Annotated in this window: 21 protein-coding genes and 1 pseudogene; 4 read left to right on the top strand and 18 right to left on the bottom strand. The window is 67.6% G+C overall.

The window, feature by feature from the left end:
* Window position 1: 1 nt before the first annotated feature.
* Both IB258_RS10860 and IB258_RS10855 read right to left on the bottom strand, forming a co-directional pair.
* Complete coding sequence (locus tag IB258_RS10860; protein ID WP_054450417.1) at window positions 2–871, bottom strand: hydrolase; 870 nt, start codon at window positions 869–871, stop codon at window positions 2–4.
* A gap of 205 nt (window positions 872–1,076) precedes the next feature.
* Window positions 1,077–1,994 (bottom strand): DUF808 domain-containing protein, encoded by a 918-nt coding sequence (locus IB258_RS10855; protein ID WP_192352573.1) that lies wholly within the window; start codon window positions 1,992–1,994, stop codon window positions 1,077–1,079.
* Between the two features lie 171 nt (window positions 1,995–2,165).
* Between IB258_RS10855 and IB258_RS10850 the strand changes: the two genes are divergently transcribed.
* Window positions 2,166–2,474, top strand: coding sequence for a DUF1272 domain-containing protein (locus tag IB258_RS10850; RefSeq protein ID WP_119449037.1), 309 nt, complete (start codon window positions 2,166–2,168; stop codon window positions 2,472–2,474).
* A 25-nt stretch (window positions 2,475–2,499) separates the two neighbouring features.
* Here IB258_RS10850 and ytfE read toward each other — a convergent pair whose 3' ends face one another.
* Entirely contained in the window at window positions 2,500–3,180 is a 681-nt protein-coding gene (gene ytfE / locus IB258_RS10845) for an iron-sulfur cluster repair protein YtfE (protein ID WP_054450410.1), read from the bottom strand.
* A gap of 152 nt (window positions 3,181–3,332) precedes the next feature.
* Between ytfE and norR the strand changes: the two genes are divergently transcribed.
* Complete coding sequence (gene norR, locus IB258_RS10840) at window positions 3,333–4,856, top strand: nitric oxide reductase transcriptional regulator NorR (RefSeq protein WP_054450408.1); 1,524 nt, start codon at window positions 3,333–3,335, stop codon at window positions 4,854–4,856.
* A gap of 51 nt (window positions 4,857–4,907) precedes the next feature.
* Here the strand turns inward: norR and IB258_RS10835 are convergent, their stop codons facing one another.
* The 4 genes and pseudogenes from IB258_RS10835 to IB258_RS10825 all read right to left on the bottom strand — a co-directional run bounded on the left by IB258_RS10835 (window position 4,908) and on the right by IB258_RS10825 (window position 9,339).
* Entirely contained in the window at window positions 4,908–5,876 is a 969-nt protein-coding gene (locus IB258_RS10835) for a tripartite tricarboxylate transporter substrate binding protein (protein WP_054450406.1), read from the bottom strand.
* 44 nt (window positions 5,877–5,920) lie between these two features.
* Window positions 5,921–6,928 carry an MDR family oxidoreductase gene (locus IB258_RS30360; RefSeq protein ID WP_370528709.1) on the bottom strand — a complete coding sequence of 336 codons (1,008 nt, stop codon included), beginning with the start codon at window positions 6,926–6,928 and terminating at the stop codon, window positions 5,921–5,923.
* 60 nt (window positions 6,929–6,988) lie between these two features.
* Window positions 6,989–8,131 (bottom strand): annotated as a pseudogene (locus IB258_RS30355) (acyl-CoA dehydrogenase family protein); the annotation flags it as partial.
* Window positions 8,128–9,339 (bottom strand): CaiB/BaiF CoA-transferase family protein, encoded by a 1,212-nt coding sequence (locus IB258_RS10825; protein WP_192352571.1) that lies wholly within the window; start codon window positions 9,337–9,339, stop codon window positions 8,128–8,130. The pseudogene IB258_RS30355 and the gene IB258_RS10825, both read right to left, overlap by 4 nt.
* A 156-nt stretch (window positions 9,340–9,495) precedes the next feature.
* On the opposite strand from IB258_RS10825, the gene gcvA reads away from it, so the two are divergent.
* Window positions 9,496–10,407 (top strand): transcriptional regulator GcvA, encoded by a 912-nt coding sequence (gene gcvA / locus IB258_RS10820; protein WP_192352570.1) that lies wholly within the window; start codon window positions 9,496–9,498, stop codon window positions 10,405–10,407.
* On the opposite strand, the gene IB258_RS10815 is transcribed toward gcvA, so the two are convergent.
* The 11 genes from IB258_RS10815 to IB258_RS10765 all read right to left on the bottom strand — a co-directional run bounded on the left by IB258_RS10815 (window position 10,370) and on the right by IB258_RS10765 (window position 22,416).
* Window positions 10,370–11,740, bottom strand: a complete 1,371-nt coding sequence (locus tag IB258_RS10815) for an alpha/beta fold hydrolase (RefSeq protein WP_192352569.1) — start codon at window positions 11,738–11,740, stop codon at window positions 10,370–10,372. The two genes, gcvA and IB258_RS10815, sit on opposite strands and share 38 nt — an antisense overlap.
* A 61-nt stretch (window positions 11,741–11,801) precedes the next feature.
* The gene (locus IB258_RS10810) at window positions 11,802–12,254 is read right to left on the bottom strand and encodes a VOC family protein (RefSeq protein ID WP_088138916.1); all 453 of its coding nucleotides are present in this window, start codon (window positions 12,252–12,254) and stop codon (window positions 11,802–11,804) included.
* A gap of 23 nt (window positions 12,255–12,277) precedes the next feature.
* Window positions 12,278–14,506 carry a thiamine pyrophosphate-dependent enzyme gene (locus IB258_RS10805; RefSeq protein ID WP_192352568.1) on the bottom strand — a complete coding sequence of 743 codons (2,229 nt, stop codon included), beginning with the start codon at window positions 14,504–14,506 and terminating at the stop codon, window positions 12,278–12,280.
* A 12-nt stretch (window positions 14,507–14,518) separates the two neighbouring features.
* The gene (locus tag IB258_RS10800) at window positions 14,519–15,337 is read right to left on the bottom strand and encodes an ABC transporter ATP-binding protein (RefSeq protein WP_054450398.1); all 819 of its coding nucleotides are present in this window, start codon (window positions 15,335–15,337) and stop codon (window positions 14,519–14,521) included.
* 36 nt (window positions 15,338–15,373) lie between these two features.
* Complete coding sequence (locus tag IB258_RS10795) at window positions 15,374–16,456, bottom strand: ABC transporter substrate-binding protein (protein WP_192352567.1); 1,083 nt, start codon at window positions 16,454–16,456, stop codon at window positions 15,374–15,376.
* Between the two features lie 70 nt (window positions 16,457–16,526).
* Window positions 16,527–17,345, bottom strand: coding sequence for an ABC transporter permease (locus IB258_RS10790; protein WP_054450394.1), 819 nt, complete (start codon window positions 17,343–17,345; stop codon window positions 16,527–16,529).
* Window positions 17,333–18,145 (bottom strand): ABC transporter permease, encoded by an 813-nt coding sequence (locus IB258_RS10785; protein WP_054450393.1) that lies wholly within the window; start codon window positions 18,143–18,145, stop codon window positions 17,333–17,335. The genes IB258_RS10790 and IB258_RS10785 overlap by 13 nt, the downstream gene beginning before the upstream one ends.
* Before the next feature lie 79 nt (window positions 18,146–18,224).
* A complete protein-coding gene (locus IB258_RS10780) occupies window positions 18,225–19,214 on the bottom strand; it encodes an alcohol dehydrogenase catalytic domain-containing protein (protein ID WP_054450392.1) in 990 nt (329 codons plus the stop codon).
* 24 nt (window positions 19,215–19,238) lie between these two features.
* A complete protein-coding gene (locus IB258_RS10775) occupies window positions 19,239–20,012 on the bottom strand; it encodes an SDR family NAD(P)-dependent oxidoreductase (RefSeq protein WP_192352566.1) in 774 nt (257 codons plus the stop codon).
* Between the two features lie 7 nt (window positions 20,013–20,019).
* Complete coding sequence (gene hisD, locus IB258_RS10770) at window positions 20,020–21,333, bottom strand: histidinol dehydrogenase (RefSeq protein WP_054450388.1); 1,314 nt, start codon at window positions 21,331–21,333, stop codon at window positions 20,020–20,022.
* 30 nt (window positions 21,334–21,363) lie between these two features.
* Window positions 21,364–22,416 carry an ABC transporter substrate-binding protein gene (locus IB258_RS10765; RefSeq protein WP_054450387.1) on the bottom strand — a complete coding sequence of 351 codons (1,053 nt, stop codon included), beginning with the start codon at window positions 22,414–22,416 and terminating at the stop codon, window positions 21,364–21,366.
* Window positions 22,417–22,637: 221 nt separating this feature from the next.
* On the opposite strand from IB258_RS10765, the gene IB258_RS10760 reads away from it, so the two are divergent.
* Window positions 22,638–23,690 (top strand): substrate-binding domain-containing protein, encoded by a 1,053-nt coding sequence (locus IB258_RS10760; RefSeq protein WP_054450386.1) that lies wholly within the window; start codon window positions 22,638–22,640, stop codon window positions 23,688–23,690.
* Window positions 23,691–23,700 lie beyond the last annotated feature (10 nt).

Here is a 23,700-nt window from a genome sequence, read left to right as displayed (position 1 = left end):
CTCAGTTGTCTTCATGTCGCAGCTTGCGCAGGGCGGAGGCCAGGAAGTCCTGCACCTGGCCCACGCACTTCAAGCCGTCGTGCGGCACGTTTTCCACCACGTCCAGCACCGCGTTCACGCCTTGCGCTTCGAACGAACGGCGCAGCGACTCCAGGCGCTCCGGGCGGGTATTGCCGGCCGAGTTGGCGCCGGGCATGAAGAACTTTCCGCCTTCGCGGTGAGTGATTTCCCAGGTTTCCAGGTCGGCCTTGCCCACGATCATGTGGACCGCCACCTGCTTGAGCGCTTCGATGTCGATGCGCTTGCCGAAACGGGTCTCGGCATCGCGCACGCCCACCCACCAATCCTGGCTGGGATCCAGCAGCGTGACCGAGCCCGGCGCGCCGATCGACACTGCCCACAGGCTTTCCGGGTGCAGGTAGGCGAATCGATTCACGAACTGGCCGCCGCCCGAATAGCCGAACAGGCCGAACTTCTTGAAGTCGCAGCCGAACTTCTCGCCCACTTCCGCCACCATGTCCAGCAGGATCTCGTCGTAGCGGATGTTGCCTTCGCGCAATTGCTTGAAGCCGTCGCGATTGCCGTCGCCCAGCGGGCTCACGGGGAACAGCGGGCACAGCACGATGCAGTCGTTCCAGCGGGCGAACTCGGCGAACGCGTCGCGGTATTCCACGAAGGCGCGGCCGGTGCCGTGCATGATCACCACCAGCTGCATCGGATGCCTGGCGCTGTCGATGTGCGGCGGGACATAGGTGCAATAGGAAAAGCGCGGATCGGAGCGGGCGGCGAAGACGGTGCTGTGGCCCAGGTCGTACATGGCCCGCGCGCGGGCGGCGTCGGGCTGGATGGCAAGTGCTGCGTTGGACTGCATGATTTCCTCGTTTCCATGGCCACGGAGGCCGATGGTCTGTGCCGGTGGTCAAAATAATGATCACATAAATTGGCGCCAATTTTAGGCGCACGTATTCCGGCCCAACAAGGCAGGGGATTCCCTAGGAACGTAAAAAGGGAGCGCCGCGGCGCTCCCCTGGATGGCTCGGGGCGCGTCCCGCCGGGCGGGACAACGCCTGCCCGCTTCAACCTTTCTTGAACAACCGCTTGGCGAGGCTGACCGCCCCCAGCACCACGGCTCCGGCCACGATGCCGAACAAGGCGTTGAGCAAGGTGGCCGTAAGCGCCTGCACCACCCCGCCCCCGCCGACCGCGGCGGCGGCCTGATCGACCGCGGCCTGCACCGGCGGGATGCCGTGAGTCAGGATGGCGCCGCCCACCATGAACATGGCGGCGGTGCCAACCACCGACAGCGTCTTCATCAGATAGGGCGCCGCGCCCACGATGCGCCGGCCCAGCCAGGCCATGGCCTGGGACGACTTCTGGCTGAGGTAGAGGCCCAGGTCGTCGAGCTTGACGATGCCGGCCACCAGGCCGTAGACCCCGACCGTCATCGCGATGGCGATGACCGACAGCACCAGCACCTGACGGGTGAAGTCCGCATCCGCCACCGCCCCCAGGCTGATGACGATGATTTCCGCCGACAGGATGAAGTCCGTGCGTATTGCGCCTTTGATCTTGTCGCGCTCGAACGCCACCATATCGACCGAGTCGTCCTGCAGGGCTTCGGCCCGCGCGGCGTGATTGCCTTCGTCCGAATCGCCGTGCGGCAGGAACTTGTGCGCCAGCTTCTCCACGCCTTCGTAGCAGAGAAAGGCCCCGCCCACCATCAGCAGGGGCGTCACGGCCCAGGCCGCGAAGGCACTGATCAGCAGCGCCGCCGGCACCAGGATCAGCTTGTTGATGAAGGAGCCCTTGGCCACCGCCCAGACGACCGGCAGTTCCCGGTTGACCGGCACGCCCGTGACCTGCTGGGCGTTCAATGCCAGGTCGTCGCCCAGCACCCCGGCCGTCTTCTTGGCCGCGACCTTGGTCATCACGGACACGTCGTCCAGGATGGTCGCGATATCGTCGAACAGTGCAAAGAAGCTGCTTCCAGCCATCAAGAATCCCCTGTGCCTCGAAAGGATTTTCGAGTGTACAGGCGGCAGCCGCCCGCCAAGCGTAACCAGCCTGGCCGTTTTCACTTCTTTTCTGTCCGTAATGCCAATGGCGCCGCCGGCCATCCCGGCCTACCCTGGCGCCAGAACCCGACACTCGCCCCAGGAGGCCACATGCTTGCCTTGCGACCCAGCTGCGAACACTGCGATGCGGCGCTGCCGCCAGACTCCACCGCCGCCCGGATATGCAGCTTTGAATGCACCTTCTGCGCTGCCTGCGCCGAAGGATTGCTGGGCAATGTCTGCCCCAATTGCGGCGGCGGCTTCGCGTCCCGGCCCGTGCGCCCGGCCAGCGACCGCAAAGGCGGGAATTTCCTGGGCAAGTACCCAGCCAGCGCCGAGCGCAAGCACCGCCCGGTCGATCTGGCCGCGCACGAGGCCCTGCGGCGCAGCCTGGACGGCATTCCGCCGGAACGCCGCTAGCTGTTGCGGCGCCCGGACGCGGACACTAGCTGCGCGCGTGCGCCGCCGGACTGGCCGCGTTCTCGAACAGGATGTTGTTTTCCAGGTGGATGTGCGCCATCAGGTCTTCCTTGAAGGTGCGCAGCCCCAGGTACAGCGCCCGCCAGGTGTTGCAGGCGGCGCGCGGCAACGTGATGTCGTGGGTCAGCGCCAGCAGCCGTTCCAGCGCCACGCCGTGGTCGTCGTGCTCGGCGCGCATGACCATGATGGGCATGCCGGCCATGGCGCCATGGCCGCGCGCCAGCATCGGGAACAGCACCTGTTCCTCCTTCTGCATATGGCTTTCCAGTTCCTGCTGCATCACGCGCAGGTGATCGGCCAGGCCGGTCGGGCAGTCCGGGCTGTCGGCATGCACCTGCTCCACCTTCAGCGCCAGCCGGATCAGCTCGGGCAGTTGCTGGCGATGCACCTCGTGGTAGCGCGCCAGGATGTGATCGACCAGTTCGGCCGGCGAGGCCAGCCCCCAATCCGTCTCGTGGGACGGGCTGCGCGCCAGCTCCATCAGGCGCGCCTCGATCTGCGCCGCGTCCAGCGAGCGCTGGGCCGCCGCCTCGGCCAGGCTCTTCTTGCCGCCACAGCAGAAGTCCAGCTGGTACTCATGAAACACCTGCGTGGCGCCAGGGATGCTGCGGGCCAACTGCCCCAGGGATTGCTCAACCATGCTCATCGCGTCTCTCCATAGTTCGTGACGGGTACAGAAAGCAATGCGAAATCCGTGCCAGGAAAAACTTGCTATTTATCAATGAACTGCAAATTAAAGGGTGAATATCACCCTGCAAACGTGAGGTTTAAACCACCCCGAACGGTAAAATTCACCCCATGCAAAACCTCCTGCTTGCCGATCTGGTCGCCGACCTGCCCCCCGCCGTCCGCCTGCAGCGGCTGGTGTCCAGCCTGCGCACGCATTTCCGTTGCGGCGCGGTGGCGCTGCTGCAACTGGAGGAAGACCATCTGCGCCCCATCGCGGTGGACGGCCTGACGCAAGATGCCCTGGGCCGCCGCTTCGCCGTGCAGCAGCATCCGCGGCTGGCGGCCATCCTGGCGCGGCGCGGCGTCACCTGTTTCCACCACGACAGCACTTTGCCCGATCCCTATGACGGCCTGATCAACGGCATGGCCGGGGAACCGCTGCCGGTGCACGACTGCATGGGCACCAGCCTGCACATCGAGGGCCGCCCCTGGGGTGTGCTGACGCTGGACGCGCTGGAAGTCGGCACTTTCGACGCCGAGGCCCAGTCGGACTTGCGCGACTACATCGTGCTGCTGGAAGCCGCCTTGCGCACCACGCGCCTGGAAGCGGAAATCCGCGCGCTGCGCGTGGCGCGCGGCGCCGAACCGGCCGACAGCGCCGTCGCCGACAACAACGAGATCCTGGGACAAAGCGAAGCCATCGGCCGACTGCTGCATGAGATCCAGGTGGTGGCGGACTCGGAGCTGCCCATCCTGCTTCTAGGCGAGACTGGCGTCGGCAAGGAACTGTTCGCGCATCGCGTGCACCGGCTCTCCCGCCGTCGCGACAAGCCGCTGGTGCACGTGAATTGCGCGGCCCTGCCCGAATCGCTGGCCGAGAGCGAACTGTTCGGCCACGCCAAGGGCGCCTTCTCGGGCGCCGTGGCCGACCGCCCCGGCCGCTTCGAGGCCGCCAACGGCGGCACGCTGTTCCTGGACGAAGTGGGCGAACTGCCGCTGCTGGTGCAAGCCAAGCTGCTGCGCACCTTGCAGAACGGCGAAATCCAGCGCCTGGGCGACGACCGGCCGCGCCGCGTCGACGTGCGCATCCTGGCTGCCACCAACCGCAGCCTGCGCGACCTGGTGCGCGCCGGTGATTTCCGCGCCGACCTCTATCACCGGCTGTCGGTCTATCCCATCCCCATTCCGCCGCTGCGCGACCGCGGCAATGACGTGCTGCTGCTGGCGGGCCGCTACCTGGAACTGAACCGCGCGCGGCTGGGCCTGCGCAGCCTGCGGCTGTCGCCCGAGGCCGAGGACATGCTGCGCCGCTACCGCTGGCCCGGCAATGTGCGCGAACTTGAGCACGTCATCAGCCGCGCCGCGATCAAGGCCGTCAGCCACGGCGCCACGCGCAATGAAATCGTGACGCTGGGCGCCAAGCTGCTGGACCTGTCCGACGGCGACATGCCGCTGGCCGCGCCGCAGGAGGATGCCGACGCGCCCGCCGGTCCAGGCCAGACGCTGCGCGAGGCGGTGGACGCCTGCCAGCGCCAGGCCATCCGCCGGGCGCTGGAAACGCACCAGGGCAACTGGGCCCATGCGGCGCGCGCGCTGGGCGTGGACTCCAGCAATCTGCACAAGCTGGCGCGACGCATCGGGCTGAAGGGCTGAGGCGCGGCGTGGGGCGCCGGCAGCCCCCGCAGCCCTGCCCATGCCAGGCCGCTATTCGATCTTTATGCCGGTGTCCTGTATCAGCTTGCCCCAACGCTGCGATTCGGCCTGCACGCGCTGTTGAAATTCCTCCGGCGAGCTGGACACGATGTTGAAGCCGCCCTGCTCCATGCTGTCTTTGACCTGCGGGGTCGCCAGCGTGTCGCGCAGCGCCTGCTGCACACGCTTGCGCACCTCGGGCGGCAGGCCCGCCGGCGCCAGCATGCCAACCCAGGAATAGGCTTCGAAGCCGGGCACCAGCGTGGCGATGGGCGGCACGTCCGGCAGCGCGGGCGCGGGCTGCGCCGTGCCGATGGCCAGCGCGTTCAGGCGCCCGCCCTGCACGAAGCCAACGATGGTCGGCAGGCTGGCGATGACCACGTCCACCTCGCCGCCCAGCACCGCGTTGAACATCGGGCCGCCCCCGCGATAAGGCACGTGCGTCACCTTGATGCCCGTGCGCGCCGCCAGGGCGGCCAGGTTCAGGTGATTGGAGCCGCCCACGCCTGAAGAACCGTAGTTCACCTGCCCCGGATGCGCGCGCGCATAGTCCAGGAACTGCTGCAGGGTGGTGATGCCGGTCTTCTTGGCAGTTAGCAGCACTGCGGGCATGGTGCCGATCAGGCTGATGTAGTCGAAGGACTTGATCGTGTCGTACGACAGATTCTTGTACAGCGAACCGTTAACCGCGTGCGAGTCGAAAGCCAGCATCAGCGTGTAGCCGTCGGCCGGCGCGCGCGCCAGCTCGGCGGTGCCGATGGTGCCGGACGCGCCGCCCTTGTTGTCCACCACCACGGTCTGGCCCAGCTTCTGCGACAACACGGGCGCGATGTTGCGCGCCACGTAATCCACCGAACCGCCAGGCGGAAACGGCACGATCAGCCGCACCGGCCTGTCCGGATACCCCTGTCCCCATGCCGCGCCAGCGGTGGCGCAAAGCGCCGCCGCAGCGATGACGGAACGCCATCGTTGCTTCATCATGCCCAGTCTCCTTTGGTGGTATGCGGGTCGCTATGCTGCGGCCCTTATCGATTCACGTCGACGACGATGCGGCCGCGTATCCTGCCCTCCAGCAACGGCGCGGCGGCGGCCGCGATTTCCGACAGGCCCAGCTCCTGCGTATTGGCCTCCAGCATGCCGCGCGGCAATTCATCGGCCAGCCTGCGCCAAGCCTCCGCGCGCAGCGCCATGGGCGCATACACGCTGTCCACGCCGATCAGCGTCACCCCGCGCAGGATGAAAGGCGCCACCGTGGCCGGCAGATCCATGCCCTGGGCAAGTCCGCAGGCCGCCACGGGCGCGCCGTACCGCATGCCGGCCAGCACGTTGGCCAGCGTGTGACTGCCGACGCAATCGACCGCCGCCGCCCAAGCCTCTTTCTGCAGCGGCTTGCCCGGCGCCGACAACGCGGCGCGGTCCAGGATGCCGCTGGCGCCCAGGCTCCGCAGGTAGTCCGCTTCCTGCGGACGTCCGGTGCTCGCCGTGACCGTGTATCCCTTGCCCGCCAGCAGCGCAATGGCGACGGTGCCGACGCCGCCGTTGGCGCCTGTCACCAGCACCGGCCCGCCTTCGGGCGTGGCGTTGTGGCGTTCCAGCGCCATCACGCACAACATGGCCGTGTAGCCCGCCGTGCCGATGGCCATGGCCTGGCGGGCATCCAGGCCCGCCGGCAAGGGCAGCAGCCAGTCGGCTGGCACGCGCGCGGCTTGCGCCAATCCGCCCCAGCGCGTCTCGCCCAGGCCCCAGCCATTGAGCAGCACCGCGTCGCCCGGCTTGAAGCGCGGATCGGCGCTGCGGCGCACGGTACCGGCGAAATCGATGCCAGGCACCATGGGAAAACTGCGCACCACCGGCGACTTGCCGGTGATCGCCAGGGCGTCCTTGTAGTTCAGCGACGAGTACGCCACCTCCACCAGCACTTCGCCCTCAGGCAGCTCGTCTTGCGCGATCTGTGTCAGGCGCGCCTGCGTGCCGCCGTCCTCGCCTCGCGTCAGCTTCAAGGCCTGATACGACATTCCTTCCTCCCTGTGCATCGTTGCGCCAGCCACCGTGGCAGGCGCCGTCCCTGCGAATCGCAAGGCCAGGCCGGCCGCGATACGCTCGTTCATCATTTCGGTGGTGCCGTCGGCAAAACACAATGCCTTGGCCGCCAACAGCCGCCGTCCCATGCCCTGCGCCGGCAGCAAGCCCGTTGCGCCCAGGGCCTGGATGCAGGCGGAGACGCCGTCCAGGCATTCCTCGCCGGCGTATTTCTTGGCCATGGCCGCGGCCGGGACCGCCTCGTCCGAACCGGCATCGATCAGGCCCGCGGCGCGGTCCGTCAACATGCGCAGGATCTGCAGCCGCATCGACACGTCCGCCAGCGACCAGCGCAAACCCTGCTGTTCGATGATGGGGCGGCCGAAAGCCTGGCGCGCGGACGCGTGGCGCACCGCCAGCCTCAGCGCGCTGTCCAGCAGGCCCGCCGCCATCGCCGCGATGTGCGTGCGCGCCTTGTTCACGCCGGCCAGCGCCATTTGGAAACCCTGGCCCGGCGCATACAGCATGTCGCTGTCCTCGGCCCGATAGCCTTCCAGGCGGATGCCGGCGATGCCGGCCGCCCCCAGGCCTTCCAGCGCCGCGCCCGTCAGACGCAGGCATTGCGACGCACGCAGGTCGACGATGAAGCAGGCGATGCCGGCCGGCCCGCGCGCCGGATCGGTCTGCGCGAACACCAGCGCCAGCTCGCCGCCCGCGGCGTTGGCCACCCAGGCCTTTTCGCCGTCCAGCACCCACCCGCCTCCATCCTGCCGCCGCGCCCGCGTGGCGATGGCGGCGAAATCGCTGCCCGCGCGCGGCTCCGACATGGCGGTGCCCCCGATCAGGTCGCCCGCCAGCAGCCCCGGCAGGTAACGCTCGCGCGCCGCGGCGCTGCCATGTTCGGCAATGCGCAAGGCCACGTTGTGCTGATTGATGAACGCGAAGGCGAAGGCAAAATCCGTCGCCGCCAGCGTCTCCGCCGCCCGGGCCCGCATGCGGTAGGACAGTCCCAGCCCGCCGTCCCGCGCCGGGATCTCGATGCCGCCATATCCGCGCCGGCATGCGTCGCGGATCTGGACGCCGGCCCAATCCTGCGCGCCGCTGCCCGCCACGGCCAGCGGCGCTACCGCCTCCTGCGCAAACGACGCCAGGCCGCGCAGCAGCGCGCGCTCGTCCTCGCGCAAGCCTGCGTCGCGCTCGTCCGCGGCGGCGGTCATTGCATTGCTCCCGCTGTCGCGGCGCCAGTCCGGATCACGCCCGCCGCCTGCAAGGCGGCCAGGCTGGCGTCGTCATAACCCGCCATGGCGCGCAGCAACGCCTCGGTGTCCTGCCCCAGGGCAGGCGGATAGTCCAGCCGCGGCTGGCCTGCGAACTTGAAGGGATTGCCGAGCATGCGCACGGGCTCGCCGCCTTGCGGCCTGGCCACCTCTTCCACCATGCCGCGCGACGCCGCCAACGGATGCGCCAGCGCCTCGTCCACGCCCAACACCAGCGCGGCGGGCACGCGCCGCGCCTCGAAGATATCCAGCCATTCTTGCGCGCTGCGCGCGCAGATGGCGCCTGACAAGGCCTCGGTCAGCGCATCCACGTTGGCCACGCGCGCCGCGGGCGTGGCGTAGCGGGCGTCCGTGGCCAGTTCCGGCAGCCCGATCGCGGCGCACAAGGCCTGCCAGAACGCATCGCCGGTGGGCGCCAAGGCGATCCAGCGCCCGTCCGACGTGCGGTAAATGTCGCTGGGCGCGATCATGCCGTGACGCGCCCCGCTGGCGCGCGGCACGGGACCGCCCTGCAGATAGCCCTGGGCCTGCCAGGTCAGCATGGCCATCTGCGCATCGAACAGCGACACCTGCACCTGCTCTCCCACGCCGCTGGCCTGCGCCTGCACCAGCGCAGCGGCGACACCCAGCGCCAGGTACAGCCCGCCCGCCAGATCCGCCACCTGATAACCGACGCGCACCGGCTTGCCGCCGGCCTCCCCCGTGATGCTCATCAAACCCGACATGGCCTGCAGCATCAGGTCGAACGCTGGCGCGCCTGCATAGGGACCTCGGTCGTCCAGCCCGATCAGCTGGCCGACCACGATGCGTGGATTGATTGCGGCCAGGGTGTCGTGATCCAGTCCCAGCCGTGCCGGCACGTCCGAGGCGAAGCCATAGATCACCGCATCCGCCTCGCGCACCAGATCCTGGAACGCCTGGCGGCCCAAAGGATGCTTCAGGTCCAGCGCCACGCTGCGCTTGCCCCGGTTCACCGACAGGAAGAACGGCGAATCCTGCACGTCGGAAACGGGAGGCACCGAGCGCGCGTAATCGCCGCCCACCGGTTCGACCTTGATGACCTCGGCACCCAGTTGCGCCAGCAATTGGCCGGCAAACGGCCCGCCCAGCACCCACGTCAGATCCAGTATGACCTTGCCCTGCAGCATGCCTGCTCCCTTTCCGGTGAGTTAAATTCACAGCGTGTTCCGGGACGGCATCCGCCGCCCCGATTTCCCGGTATGCAACCTTGCGGCGTATTCCAGCACGGGGCGGACGCCGGGGCCAGGCATCATTTCTAGCGACTGTTGTGAGGTAATTTCACAATGAAACCCAGACTGCCGCCGCTGACGTCCATCCGCGCCTTCGAATCGGCGGGCCGCCAGTTGAGCTTCACCCAGGCCGCGGACGAGCTATCCGTCACGCATGGCGCCGTCAGCCATCAGATCAAGGCGCTGGAAGACTGGTTGGGTGTGAAGCTGTTCCGCCGCCTGGGCAAGAAGATCGAACTGACGGATCAGGGCCGGCTCTATCTGGACACCATCAGCCCGGCGCTGGACGCCATCGCCTCGGCCTCGCGCAGCCTGCGTTCGCGCGAGGTGCTGCGGGTCAATGCCCTGCCCACCTTCACCATGCGCTGGCTGTTTCCCCGGCTGGCCCGGTTCCGTGAGCAGTATCCCGAGGTGGAGGTGGAGATATCCACCGGACTGGAGCCCTTCAGCCGCCTGCCCGCGAATCTGGACGTGGTGATCCGGCGCGAGGCCGAGCCCACCCCCGGCCTCTACAAGCGCCGAGTGCTGAACGAGAGCTTCTTTCCCGTATGCGCGCCCGGCCTCCTGCAGCGGCTGCCGCTGGAACGCATCACCGACCTGTCGCGCCACACCTTCCTGCACTGCCGCGCGCGGCGTAGCGCCTGGAACGACTGGCTGGCCAGCGTGCAGCACAGCCGGGTCGTGCCGGCCGAATCGCTGGAGCTCGAACACCTGTACTTCGCCCTCCAGGCCGCACTCGACGGGCTGGGCATGACCATAGGCTATTCATCGCTGGTGGCCAGCGACATCGAGGACGGCCGGCTGCTGGCGCCCTTCGGCCCGCTGACGGTGCAGTCGCCGGGCTATTTCCTCATCATCCGCGAAGAGCGCCGCCACGACCGCTTGCTGAAGACCTTCTGCGACTGGCTGATGGTGGAAGGCGAACGCTTCAACAAGCATATGGAGACGCTGGTGCCTGGCGGGTGAAAGCCTCCAACACGATATCCGCCACCAGCTTGCCGGCCTCCCATTGCGGCATGTGGCCGGCATCCGGCAGCAGGTGCAGCGCGGTCCTGGCCGGTGCGTTCAGCGCGTGGCGCCATGGGATGACGGCGTCGCGCCGGCCGTGGATCAGCGTGCAGCGGCATTGCAGGCTGGCCAAGTCGGCCGCGATGCTCAGTTGCTGCACGCCGTTCCAGCCTACTTCCCGGCATAGCTCGATCAGGGGCTCGCGCCGCGCCTGCGTGCTCTGGCGCAGGGCGTCGATGAAGTTTCCCGACGGCGTCATGCCGGAGACGGTGAGTTTCTTCAGCTCGCGCTGTGCCGCTTCGTTGGTGCCGGCATGCGTCATGCCCGTCAGAAAGCTCTGGTCGATTTCAGTGCCCAGGCCGACCGGCGCGATCAGCACCAGGCTGTCCACGGCCATGCCGGGGCGGGACGCCGCCCGGGCCGCCACCGCTGCGCCAAAAGAATGGCCGATCAGGTTCACGGAGCCGATGCACTGGGATGCGACCGTGTCGGCCACCGCATCGACGATATGCTCGAAGCGCGTGGCCTGCGAACGCGTGGCGCCATGGCAAGGAAGATCCATCGCCAGCACGCGCAGTCCGGCGCGGCTGAGCGCATGCGCCAGACTGGCCCAGGCGTCGCGGTCGCCGAACATGCCGTGGATCAGCACCGCCGTCTGGCTGTCCGGACGGCTCCCCTCCCACACCGTGAACCGTATGTCGCCATGGCGGGTAGCCGCCCAGGCTTCGCGCTTTGCTCCTGGCGCGCCGCGGGCCAGCATGCCCTCCTGTCCGTGGCCGCTTGCCAGGCCGACATCCGCCACCGTCACGCGACCGTTGGGCCCGGTCCCCGCAACCGCGTCCAACGCGATACCGCGCTCGGCCGCGACGCGGCGGGCGGCAGGGGTGGCGAACTTGCGCTCTCCTGAAGGCTGCGCGAGTGGACGCACCAACGACGGCGACGCCGCCGGCGCCCGCGCGGCGGCCGGGGCGGCAACGGCCGCCGCAGGCGTTGCCGCTGTGGATTGAGCCGGCACGCCGGCCGCACTCGCCGCCGGCGCAGCCTCGCCTTCCATCTGCACGCGTGCGATCACCGTATCCGCGTTGACGATGCCGTCCACCGCGACCAGATGCTCCACCATGATCCCGTCGTCGTGCGCGGGCACCTCGATGATGGACTTGTCGGTCTCGATTTCGACCAGCACGTCCCCCGTCTTGAAGGCCTGGCCAGGCGCCACGATCCAGGCGACCAGGCGGGCGGCGTCCAGGGCCTCGCCCGTCGGCGGGACGACCATATCCAGCGTTCTCGTCATGCTTGTTCCTCAGAAGATCGATGCGCGCGCCCCGGCCGGCGGAGCGTGACGCAGCTCGGCGTCAGGCCGCCGGATTCATGAACTGGATGAACTCCGTGATGGCGCCTTCAGGCTCCATCAGATAGAACACCTTGGTGCGCCCTTGCCGCATGACGCGCGGCGAAGACACGCTTTCATAGCCGGCGCGCGTGGCCTGCTCGTATACGGCATCCACGTCCTCCACCTCGAACGCCATGTGGCTGTAGCCGAAATCGCATTGGCGGCGCGGCTGCCTGTCGCCGTCCGGCGTGTAGTACTTGAACAGTTCCACCCGGTGTCCGCCGTGGCGCAGCATGGCCCAGCGTATGGTCGCGCCCGGCAGGCCGACCACTTCGCCCAGCGCAGGCTCGCTGCGGTGGTCCATCTCGCCCTCCAGCTCGAAGCCAAGAAAGCCGGTGTAGAAATTGCGCGCGCGTTCGAAATCATTGACGCAGACAGCCGTGTGATGCGTGGCAAGCAGTTTGTCTTTGAGCATTTTTCTCTCCAATGGCGTCCGGTTCAGCGGGCGCCGCCGCGGCGGCTGTCCATGGATTTCAGGGCCGTCTCCACGGCCTGCGCGTCCGCCAGCGCGGCGCGCTCCAGCACCTTGGAGACCACGGGCGAGGAATTGGCGCCCGTGACGTGCACGATCTCGTGGTCCAGCCAGTCGAACAGCCTCGACTGCGCCTCGCTCGCGACCCGCGAGCCGATCGAGGTGCCGCGGGTAGTCTGCTCCACGATCATCAGCGCCTGCGTACGCATGACGCCGGCCGCGATGGTGTCCCAATCGATGCCCAGCGGATCCAGCGTGCGCAGGTCTATCACCTGGGCATCGATGCCCGTGCGCTCCGCCGCCTGGCAGCAGACCTCGACCATGACGCCATAGGTCAGGATGGTGCAGCGCGTGCCCTCACGCGCCACCCGGGCCCGGCCGATGGGCACGATGTAGTCCCAGTCCTCGGCCGGCACCTTGCCCACCGTCTTGAACAGGTCGTTGTATTCCACCATCAGGACCGGATCGTCGCAGCGCAGCGCGGCATTGAGCAGGCCGATGTAATCGTAGGGACGCGACGGCGCCAGGATGCGCCACCCTGGATACTGGGCAAACAGGCCACTGGCGTCCATGGAATGCTGCGAACCGTAGCCGGTGCCCGCCGTGACCCGGCTGCGCACCAGCACCGGCACCGCGAATTTGCCGCCGAACATGTGGCGCACCTTGGCGATCTGGTTGAACAGCTGATCCGCCGCCACCAGCGCGAAGTCGGGGTACATGATCTCCACCACCGGCCGCATGCCGTTCAACGCCGCGCCCAGCGCCAGGCCGGTGAAGCCGTTCTCGCAGATGGGCGTGCCGATGAGGCGTTCCGGAAAATGGTCGCCGATGTCCTTGGTAGCGCCAGCCGTGCCGCCTTTCAGGCGATGCACATCCTCCCCCAGGATGAAGATGCCGTCGTCGCGCTGCATGTTCAGCAGCATGGCGCGCGAAATCACGTCCTGGAACTTGGCGTCCGCCAGACTCGCTGGCGTCTGCTCCTCCAGCTCGATGGCGCGCTGACCCGCGAGTTCGCCCAGGTTGCCGCGGATGCCGCTGTCCACGCTGGCCGGGTCCGGCCACAGTTCGGGCCGGATGCGTTGCGCCGCCTCGTCGCCGTAGTGCTCCAGCAGCCGCCCTAGCGCGCCGTCTATCAGTTCTTCCGCGCGGCGCTCCAGGCGGGCGATGCCGGCATCGTCGATCAGACCCAGCGACTTCAGCTGCTCGGGAAACGTCGACATGGGATCGCGCGCGCCCCAGGCTTCTTCCTCGTCCTTGTCGCGGTAGCGGAAGGCGCTGCCCTTCAGCGCGCCCGACTGGTGCAGGTAGCGGTAGGTCTGCGCCTCCAGCAGCACCGGCCCGCCGTCGCGGCGGATGATGGCCCGGGCTTCCTGCATGGCCAGGCGCGCAGCGACCACGTCCATGCCGTCGAACTCTATCGCCGGCACGCCCAGGGACAGGCCGCGCGCCGACAAGCGGGTTTCGCGGGTCTGTTCCGACACGTGGGTGGACACGGCGTACAGGTTGTTTTCCACGAAGAAAATGGTGGGCGTGTTGTAGAGCGCCGCAAGGTTCATGGCCTCGTAGGCCGCCCCGCTCTGCATGGCGCCGTCGCCGAAGAAGGCCACCGACACATGGTCGCGGCCGCGCAGCTTGTCGGCAAAGGCGTAACCCACCGCATGCGACGGATTGCCGCCCACGATGGCGTTGGACCCATAGATGCCGGCCTCGGGATAGCGCAGATGCATGGAACCGCCGCGGCCGCCGCAATAGCCAGGCGTCAGGCCCAGGATCTCGGCATAGGTCCGGTAGACCACCTCACGGTGCGAATCCAGCGTTTCCGAGTCCAACGGCGAATAGTCCGCCGGTGTGGCGTGGTTCAGCGCCTTGGCAAGAAACTGGTGGTGCATGCGGTGGGTGCCGTTGATCTTGTCGGCCGACTCCAGCGCCGACATGGCGCCCACGGCGCCGCCGTCCTGGCCGATGCTGGAATGCGCCGGACCATGCAGGATGCCGGCCACGCTGAGCTTCAGCAGCTTCTCTTCGAAGCGCCGGATCAGTATCAACTGCTCCAGCATGCGGACCATCTCGCGCGGCGCGATGGCCCCCGCATCCGCGGCGGTGGCGGTAAGCCGCCACCACGGCGTGTCGGTGTGCAGGGCGGCAAGCCGCGAGGGTTTCGCGGCAGGCGCCGCGCCTTCATTGATGTGCTTCATCTACGCTTCCCTTCAGTGAGCCGCGGCCAGGGCGGCATCCAGCGGTTCGGTTTCCTGCGCCCGCAGCAGCTTCCAGATGTGCGTGCGCAGGTGCACGAATGCCTCCATGTCCATCACGTCCTCGATCCGCTCCATGCTGTCCCAGTCCTCGCGCTTGCGCACGTCGGCCACGTTGATGATTTCCTTGATCTGTCCCGGGCGGCCGGTCAGCACCACCACGCGGTCGGACAGATACACCGCTTCTTCCACGCTGTGGGTGATGAACAGCACGGTGCGCGGATTGAGGCGGGACAACTTGACCAGTTCTTCCTGCATGACCACGCGGGTCTGGGCGTCCAGCGCGCCGAAGGGCTCGTCCATCAGCAGCACGTCGGGATCCAGCGCGTAGCTGCGGGCGATGGCCACGCGCTGCTGCATCCCGCCGGACAGCTGGTGCGGATAGGCCTGCTCGTAGCCCGCCAGGCCCATCAGTTCGATGTAGCGCGCCACGGTCCGCGCCCGCGCCTCGCGCGAGGCGCCCTTGCACTTCAAGCCGAAGCCGATGTTCTCGGTCACGGTCTTCCAGGGAAACAGCGCAAACTGCTGGAACACGACGGCGCGGTCCGGTCCCGGTTCCTCGACTTCCTTGCCGCCCACCCGCACGCTGCCGGCCGAGGGAAACTCCAGGCCGGCCGCCATGCGCATCAGCGTGGTCTTGCCGCAGCCAGACGGTCCGACGATGGAAACGAACTCCCTCTCGCCCACCTCGAAACTCACGTCGTCCAGGGCCAGGAAGCTTTCCCCGCCCCGGCTGAAAGTGCGCTGCACCCGCTCGAAAGTAATCTGACTCATGCTTGCGTTCCTTTGTTGAGAGCCGCGGCCGCCGGCTTACCGGGCGACATCGGCGACGAAAGCCCTGAGCTTGGGATCGTCCTGGATCATCTGCAGATACTTGCCCGTGACCATGGTCTTGGGATCAGGGATCTTCTTGACCACGCCCACGGACACCATGAATTCCCCCACGCTGTTCCACCACTCCACGATCTCCGAGGACCCGCCGGGGCCCGGCGCGAACAGCTTGGCCTGCTCCGCCAGGTCGAAAGCCGGACGGTCGCGCAATTCCTGCGCCAGGTACTTGTCGGGGAACTTCACGCCCACGCTGCCGAAAAAGGCTTTCAGATACGCCTTGGCCTCCTCGGGATGCGCGCGCTGCCAGGCCACCGCGCGCAGGTAAACCGCCAGGAAGCGGGCGACCTTGTCGGGATGCTTCTTGGCGAAGGCCGGCGTCGTGAACAGGTAGCTGTGGATAGGCATTTTCAGCTCGGCGCCAGTACAGATCACCTTTGCGCCTATGGCCTCTTCCAGGATGTAGGTGTTGGGCGCCCATACCGAGGAAATGTCGTACTTGCCGCTCATTACCGCGGCATTGATGTCGGGCGGCGACAGGTTCACGAAGCGGTAATCGTCGGGCTTGAGGCCGAACTTCTGTGACAGGCATTGCGCCGCGCCCCACTGACCCGTGGAGTTGCTGGTGACTGGAATGGTCTTGCCCTTGAGCAGCGCCGGGTTCTTGAGGTACTCATCCGCCCGGTCCTTGGTGGCCATCAGCGTGATGATGGCGGCCTCGCCGTCGGCGATGCCTATGGTCTGCAGGCCGTACTTCGACGCGCCCAGCAGCGACGGAATATTGCCCGCCCCGCCCACGTCCCATGAACCGGACGCGCCCGCCGCGATTTCGACCGCGCCGGAAGCAAAGGTCGAGATCTCAGGCTTCAGGCCCACCTCCTTCCACCATCCCTTCTCGCTGGCGATGTACCACTCCAGCGCCCACCGCTGTGGCTGCTGCCCGATGCGGATGGTGAACAGTTCCTCGCCCGCCGGCGCGGCCTGGGCCGTCGCCTGTCCGGGTCCCCCCAGCCAGCACCCGATCACGAGCGCTGCCAAGGCCTTGAGGCCTTTGTAGTGTTTCATCTGTCTCTCTCCAGTATGAAATGACGCTGCCTGCACTGCCTGCCTGTACTCCCTCCTTTTTTTCCCCGGGTCAGCGCGACCAGTCGCGCTGCACCCTGCGCTGCAAGGCGCGCATGCCGTAGTCGATACCCGCGCCTATCAGGCCGATGGTGATCATTCCGCTGATCACGATGGCGGGTTCCAGATTGCTGCCGCCCTGCACGATCATGTAGCCCAGCCCGGTCGAACCCACGATCAGTTCCGCGCCGATCAAGGACTGCCAGCCGAACCCCGCGCCGACCCGGATGCCAGCGACGATGTGCGCCAATGCGGCCGGCAGCAGGATTTCCGTCAACGTCGCCCAGCGCCCAGCCCCCAGCATCTGGCCGGCCTCGATCAAGGCGCGATCGATCTGCCTGGCGCCGCGATAGGCGTTCAGTACACAGGGCGCGAAGGCGCCGGCGAATATCACCAGGGTGGGCGACAGGAAGCCCGTGCCGAACCAGAAGATCGCGAACGGCACCCAGGCGATTGGGGGAATGAAGCGGAAGGCTTCGAACACCGGCGTCACCGCCCAATCCAGCGCCTTGAAACGCCCCATGAACAAGCCCAGCGGGACACCAAGCAGGACCGCGATGGAGAAGCTGATCAGGAATTTCTCCAGGCTGGCCAGCAGATGCATCTGCAGCACCGAGCCCGCATAGGGTTCGCGCGTGTGCTCGGCCATGCTGCGCAGCACCGTCAGCGGTCCAGGCAGGAAGGCCGGCGATACCAGGCCCAGCCCGGACAGCAATGCCCAGCCGCCGAACAAGGTGGCGATGCCCAGCGCCGGCATCAGCCAGCGTTCGAGCACGCGGCGCGACACGAGGGCGTGCGCGCGCGACGGGCCGGCGCGGTTCAGGCTTTCCATGGCATCACCTTGCGTTCGACCTGCGCCAGCAGGGCCGACATCAGCATGCCCATGCCGGCCACGGCGGCCATGGCCACCACGATCATTCCCGAGTTCAGGTCGCGGGTGGCGATGATCAGCACGTGGCCCAGGCCGACGAAGGAGCCGACCAGCTCGGCCGCCACCAGCACCATCCAGCAAGCCTGCAACGAGGTCCTCAGGCCCGTGAAGATGGCGGGCAACGCGCCTGGAACGATGACGTCCAGCAGCATCAGGCGGCCCGCCGCGCCATTGACGCGCGCCGCCTGGAGCAGCGTGTCGTCGATGTTGCGCACGCCGGTGTAGGTATTGATCACGGTCGGCGCGAAAGCTGCCAGCCAGATGACGAAGACCTTGGCGCTGGTGCCCAGCCCGAACCACAGGATGGTCAGCGGAATCCAGGCGATGGGCGCAATGGGACGGACGATCTGGAACACCGGATTGACGTAGGCCTCGACCAGCCGGTTCTGCCCCATCAGGATCCCCAGCGGCACGCCCGTCAGCGCCGCCGCTGCAAACCCGTACAGCACCAGTCCGGTGCTGGCCACGATGTGCTGCCACAGCGTGCCGTCGGCATAGCCGTCCCCTGCGATCTCCAGTAGTGCGTCCCAGGCATCGCTGGGCGACGGCAGCTGCACCGGACTCAACAATTCCAAAGGGCCGGTGGCCAGGTACCAGGCCAGGAGCAGCGCCGCGACCGACGCGCCGCTGACCAGCCAGCGCAGGGACAGGCGTCGACGCACCGGCGCGGGTGGAGGGGCGGGAGGCCTGGCGACGGTCATGGCGGCACTCCGATCGAGCAGGGCCAGGGCGGCCGGTACGCCCCCGACGACGGGCGGGGAAAGAGGATGGCGGGCCATGTCAATGCGTCCTCAGCACGATCTTTGCCGACGCCGCGCGTCCGCCATCGAGGTCAGAGAAAGCCCGCGCGCCCGCGCCCAGTTCGCGCTCCTCGATCCAGGACAGGTCGCCGAAGACGCCGCGATGCAGCGCGTCCACCGTGGCGCGCAGATCCGCGCTGGTGTAGGTATAGGCGCCGATGAGGGTGATCTCCTCCAGCGTCAGCCGCCGCATGTCGATCTCGCTGGCCCAGTCCTGCAGGCCGATGTGCAGCATGACGCCGCCCGGCTGCACCGCGGCCAGCGCCGCGGCGCGCGTGAGCTTGCCGCCTACCGCGTCCACCACCAGTTCATATGCGCCCGGTTCGGGTGCCGCCTCGCGCGGATCGAAGGCCGTGCAGCCCGCGTGCTGCTGCGCCGAAGCGCGCCGCAAGGGATTGGTCTCCGCCAAGCTGACGCGGCAGCCCTGGCTGCGCAGCAGCAGCGCCGTCAGGAGGCCTATGGCGCCGCCGCCCACGACCAGCGCGCGGGCTTCGGCCAACGGCCGGAACAACGCCCGCTGCGCCAGCGCCACGCCGTGCAAGGCCGTGGCCGCGGGTTCGGTCAGCGCGGCCGCGGCGGCCGGCATGTCCTGCGGCACGGATATCAGGCAGCGTTCGGGTATGGCCATGAACTCGGCGAAGGCGCCGGGACGCGTCATGCCCACCATGCCGCGGTTGCGGCAGAGATTGTTGCGGCCCTGCACGCAGAAATCGCACTGGCCGCAGTGGATCAGCGGATTGCCGGTGACCCGCTGGCCGGCGCGGCTGCCGCCCACCAGCGTGCCGACGAACTCGTGGCCCAGGATCAGCGGCGGATTGCGGCGGGGATCATGCCCATGGTAGGCATGCATGTCCGAGCCGCAGATGCCCACGGCCTCGATGCGCAGCAGCGCATCGCCGTCCGCTGGTGCGGGATCGGGTTCATCGCGGAAGGTCAGCTGGCCGGGCGCGGTGTAGACAAGGGCTTTCATGGCGAGGCTCCATGGAGATGCCGGTCAGCGGGCCGAAAAGCCGCCGTCTATGAACAGGGTCTGCCCGGTTATGTAGGCCGACGCCTCGCTCGCCAGGAACACTGCCGCGCCGTGCAGGTCTTCCAGCCGGCCATTGCGGCCGATCATGGTGCTGCCCGCCAGGGCCTGCACGCGGGCCGGGTCGCTCATCACGGGCGCGGTCAGCGGCGTCTCGAAGAAGCCCGGCGCGATCGCGTTGCAGGTGACTCCGTGGCGCGACCAGTACTCGGCGATGGCTCGGGTCAGCTGCATCAGGCCGCCCTTGGACGCGCCATAGGGCGCGCTGTCAGGAAAGGCGCGCACGCACTGCAGCGAGGTAATGTTGATGATGCGGCCCCAGCCGCGTTCGCGCATGGCCGGCGCCAGCGCGCGGGTCAACAGGAACGGTGCGGTCAGGTTGATCGCCAGCGAACGGTCCCAATCATCGTCAGCCGTGTCCTCGAAGGACTTGCGCACATTGATGCCCGAGGCATTGACCAGGATGTCGGGCGCGCCGAAAGGTTGCGCCGCGCGGTCGGCAAAGTCGCGCAACGCATCGCGGTCGGCCAGATCGCAGGGCAACGCGCGCGCACGCAGGCCTTGCGCTTCGAATTCGCTGGCGGCGCAAGCCAGCTCGTGCTCGCGCCGCGCCACCAGCAACACGCTGGCGCCGGCCCGCGCCAGCGCCAGGCCAATGGCCTTGCCTATGCCGGAACTGCCGCCGCTTACCAGCGCGACGCGGCCGTCGAGGTCGAACAGGCGGGACATGTCATTCTGCATGATGGCTTTACTCCCGCACGGGTTCGCCCAGTTCGAAGGACTCTTTGGGGAAGTACTTGGCCAGGCGGTCGTCAGCCGTGCGCGCATGCGCTTCCATGCCTTCCAGGCGCGAGATCCGCGCCGTCACCTGGGCGGTGTCACGGCTGGCCTGGCGCGTCATGCGCTGCCAGGTGACGGTCTTGATGAACTTGTGCACGGATAGGCCGCCCGAATAGCGCGCCGCGCCCTTGGTGGGCAGGATGTGGTTGGTGCCGCTGGCCTTGTCGCCGAACGCCACCGTGGTTTCCTCGCCCAGAAACAGCGAGCCATAGCAGGTCAGATGCCGGAACCACCAGTCCAGGTCTTCGCAATGGACCTCCAGGTGTTCGCTGGCGTAGCGGTCCGAGACCTCGACCGCCTCTTCGCGCGTATCGCACAGCACCACCTCGCCGTAGTCGCGCCAGGCGGCGCCGGCCGCGTCCCTTGCGGTGGGCGGCAGGGCCGCGATCAGTTCGGGCACTTGCTTGAGCACCGCTTCGGCCAGCTTGCGGTCGGTGGCGATCAGCCAGGCCGGTGACTCGTGGCCATGCTCGGCCTGCCCGACCAGATCCGAGGCGACGATAGCCGGGTCCGCCGACGCGTCGGCGATGATGCAGACCTCCGAAGGTCCGGCGAACACGTCGATGCCCACGCTGCCGAAGAGCATGCGCTTGGCTTCCGCCACGAACTTGTTGCCCGGCCCGACGATGATATCGGCCGGTTTGCCGGTGAACAGGCCATAGGCCATGGCGGCGATCGCCTGCACGCCCCCCAGCGTCATCACGGCATCCACGCCCGCCACCTGCATGGCATACAGCACTTGCGGATGTATGCCCTCGCCGCGGTACGGCGTGGAGCAGGCGATGACCATGGGCACGCCGGCCGCCTTGGCGGTGGCAATACTCATGTAGGCCGAAGCGATGTGCGCGTAGCGCCCGGTGGGCACATAGCAGCCCGCCACGTTGACCGGTATCAGGCGCTGGCCCGCGACCAGGCCCGGCGCGAGTTCCAGCTCGAACTCGCGCACCGAAGCCATCTGGGCCTGCGCGAACTTGCGCACCTGGCCGGCGGCGAACTCGATGTCGCGCTTGATGCCGTCGGGAATGGACGCGGTGCGCCGTTCCATCTCGGTGGCGCCGACCAGGATGTCCCCCTCCCATTTATCCAGCCGCCGGGCGTAGTCGCGCACCGCGGCCTCGCCGCCCGACTTGATGTTCGCCAGCATTTCGGCGGCGACCTCGCGCGCGGCGGCCTCATTGGCCTGGGGCTGCCTGGACGCGGACTTGAGCTTGCTTACTGCCATGGTATGGCCTCGCGGAAGAATGGATGAAGCTCAGTTGGTCTTGTTGGCGAAAGTCTTGAGCGCCGGGGTCTGGTCGACGCGCTTCATGTAGTCGTCCGTGATGTAGGCCTTGGGGTCCGGCACCTCGGTGAGCGTGCCCACGCTCTTCAGGTAGCCCGACAGCGCCTCGTAGGCGTTGTCCAGCGTGGACTTGCCGCCAGTGCGCGACATCAGCTTGAGCTGCTCGTCGAGCGTGAAGATCGGCCGTTCCAGCTCCTGTCCCAGGTAACCGTCGTTGAGCTTGATGCCGTTGGCCTGGAACAGCTTGCGCAGGTAGCCCATGGCTTCCGCCTTGTTGTTCTTCTCGAAGCTGACGGCCCGCAAGTACACCGCCAGGAACTTGGCGACCGCGTCCGGATTCTGCTGGGCGAATTCACCGCGGGCCACCAGCGCGCCAGGAATCATCACGCCCGCGTCCTTGCCGCTGCACACGACTTCCGCGCCGATCTGTTCGTTGAGCGTATAGAAATTGGGCGCCCAGGTGCCGGCCAGCATGCCGTTGCCGCCGGTGTAGGCAGACACTAGCTGCGCCGGGGCCAGCGTCACCACGCTGACATCGCTGCGCTGCATACCCCATTTCTTCAGGCAGGCCATGGTGGCGTATTCGCCCGTCGAGTTCGGACTGAGGAGGATCTGTTTGCCCTTCACTTCCTTGGCCGCGTTGCTGCGCACGGCGGCGGCGTTTTCCTTGCGCGCCATCACGCCGTTGGCGGTCGATTCGTCATTAGTGACGCCGAGGGTCACGATGCCATAGCGCTGCGCGCCCAGCACCGCGGGCGGCGACCCCGTTCCGCCCACGTCCCAGGACTTGGATGCGGCGCCGGCAATCTGCTGCGCCCCCGCCGGATACACCACGAACTCCGGCTTCAGGCCGGCTTCCGCCCACCAGTTCTTTTCCGTAGCGATGTAGATCGGCAGCGCCCAATAGGCAATCTGGTAGCTGACCTTGATGGGAGTCGGCGTCTGGGCCGACACGGACGGGCTCAACAACAAGGCGCCCAGCGGCGCCAGGCACAGACCCAGGATGCGGGGGATTCTCGACATGCTTAGTCTCCGATAGTGGATTCCGGTCTGCATGCGCGAGCTGCCGCGACATTCCCCGGATAGCAGGCCCGAATCTGCGTTCGGGCTCGTTTTTTGAAAGCGCATACAAAGAATAAGCGCGGAAGAATCTCGTTCAACCCCGAGAAAACCCTAGAGATAGACCATAGCGTTTCAATAACTGTATATTCACACCATCAAATTTCTGAAAGCGCTTTCAAAATATGAAGCGAAAGTCGGCTCCCCTATCCGGGGACACCCTGAAGTCCATCGCCGCCGCCGGCGGCATCTCGTCGGCAACCTTGTCGCGGGTGTTGAACCACCCGGAAAAAGTGCGGCCCGACCTGCGCGCGCGCGCCATGGCCCTGCTGGCCGAGGCTGGCTACGTGCCGCACGGCGCAGCCCGTTCGCTCGCTTCCCGCAAGACCCGGACCATGGGCGCCATCATCCCCACGGTGGACAGTGCCCTGTTCGCCAAACTGGTCGACGGCATGCAGCAAGCGATCCACGAACACGGCTATCAGCTGCTGCTGGCCAGCACCAACTACAGCCCCGCGCGCGAAGCGGGTGAAGTGCGCGCGCTGATCGAGCGCGGCGTGGACGCCATGATGCTGGTCGGGCGTAGCCGCGACCCGGAACTCTACGAACTGCTGCACTCCAAGGGCATCCCCTTCGTCACCACCTGCCATTACGACGCCGCCGATTCCTGGCCCATGGTGGGCTGGGACAACGCCGCGGCTGCGCAGCGCATCGCCGACTACCTGCTGGACATCGGCCACCGCCGACTTGGCGTGATCGCCGGCATCTCCAAGGACAACGACCGCGCCGCCGACCGCGTCGCCGGCTTCACGCGCGCCCTGACGCGCCGCGGCATCGAACTGCCGCCGCAATACGTCATCGAAAAGCCCTACACCGTGCCCGAAGCCCGCCGCGCCATGGCCACCCTGCTGCGCCTGCCCGAGCCGCCCACCGCGGTCATGTGCGGCAATGACATCCTGGCCTATGGGGCGCTGCAGGAATGCCTGTGGCAAAACCTGCGCGTGCCCGAGCAGATTTCGATCACGGGCTTCGACAATATCGAAATGGCGGCCCATTGCCGGCCCGGCATCACCACCCTGAACGTGCCGGCCTTCGAGCTGGGCCAGCGCGCCGCCCAGATCCTGCTGGCCGCCGATGCCGACACGCCGCCCGAAAACGTCTGCATCGAACTGGAATTGATCGTCCGCGACACCACCGCGCCGCCGCGCAGCAGCACCAGTGCGCGGCTAGGCCGCTGACCACAACGGA

It is taken from the genome of Achromobacter sp. ACM02 (assembly GCF_014851605.1).
Classification (GTDB): Bacteria; Pseudomonadota; Gammaproteobacteria; order Burkholderiales; family Burkholderiaceae_B; genus Achromobacter; species Achromobacter aegrifaciens.
Note: the sequence above shows the minus strand (reverse complement) of the source record. Positions and strands in the feature narration are given on the sequence as shown.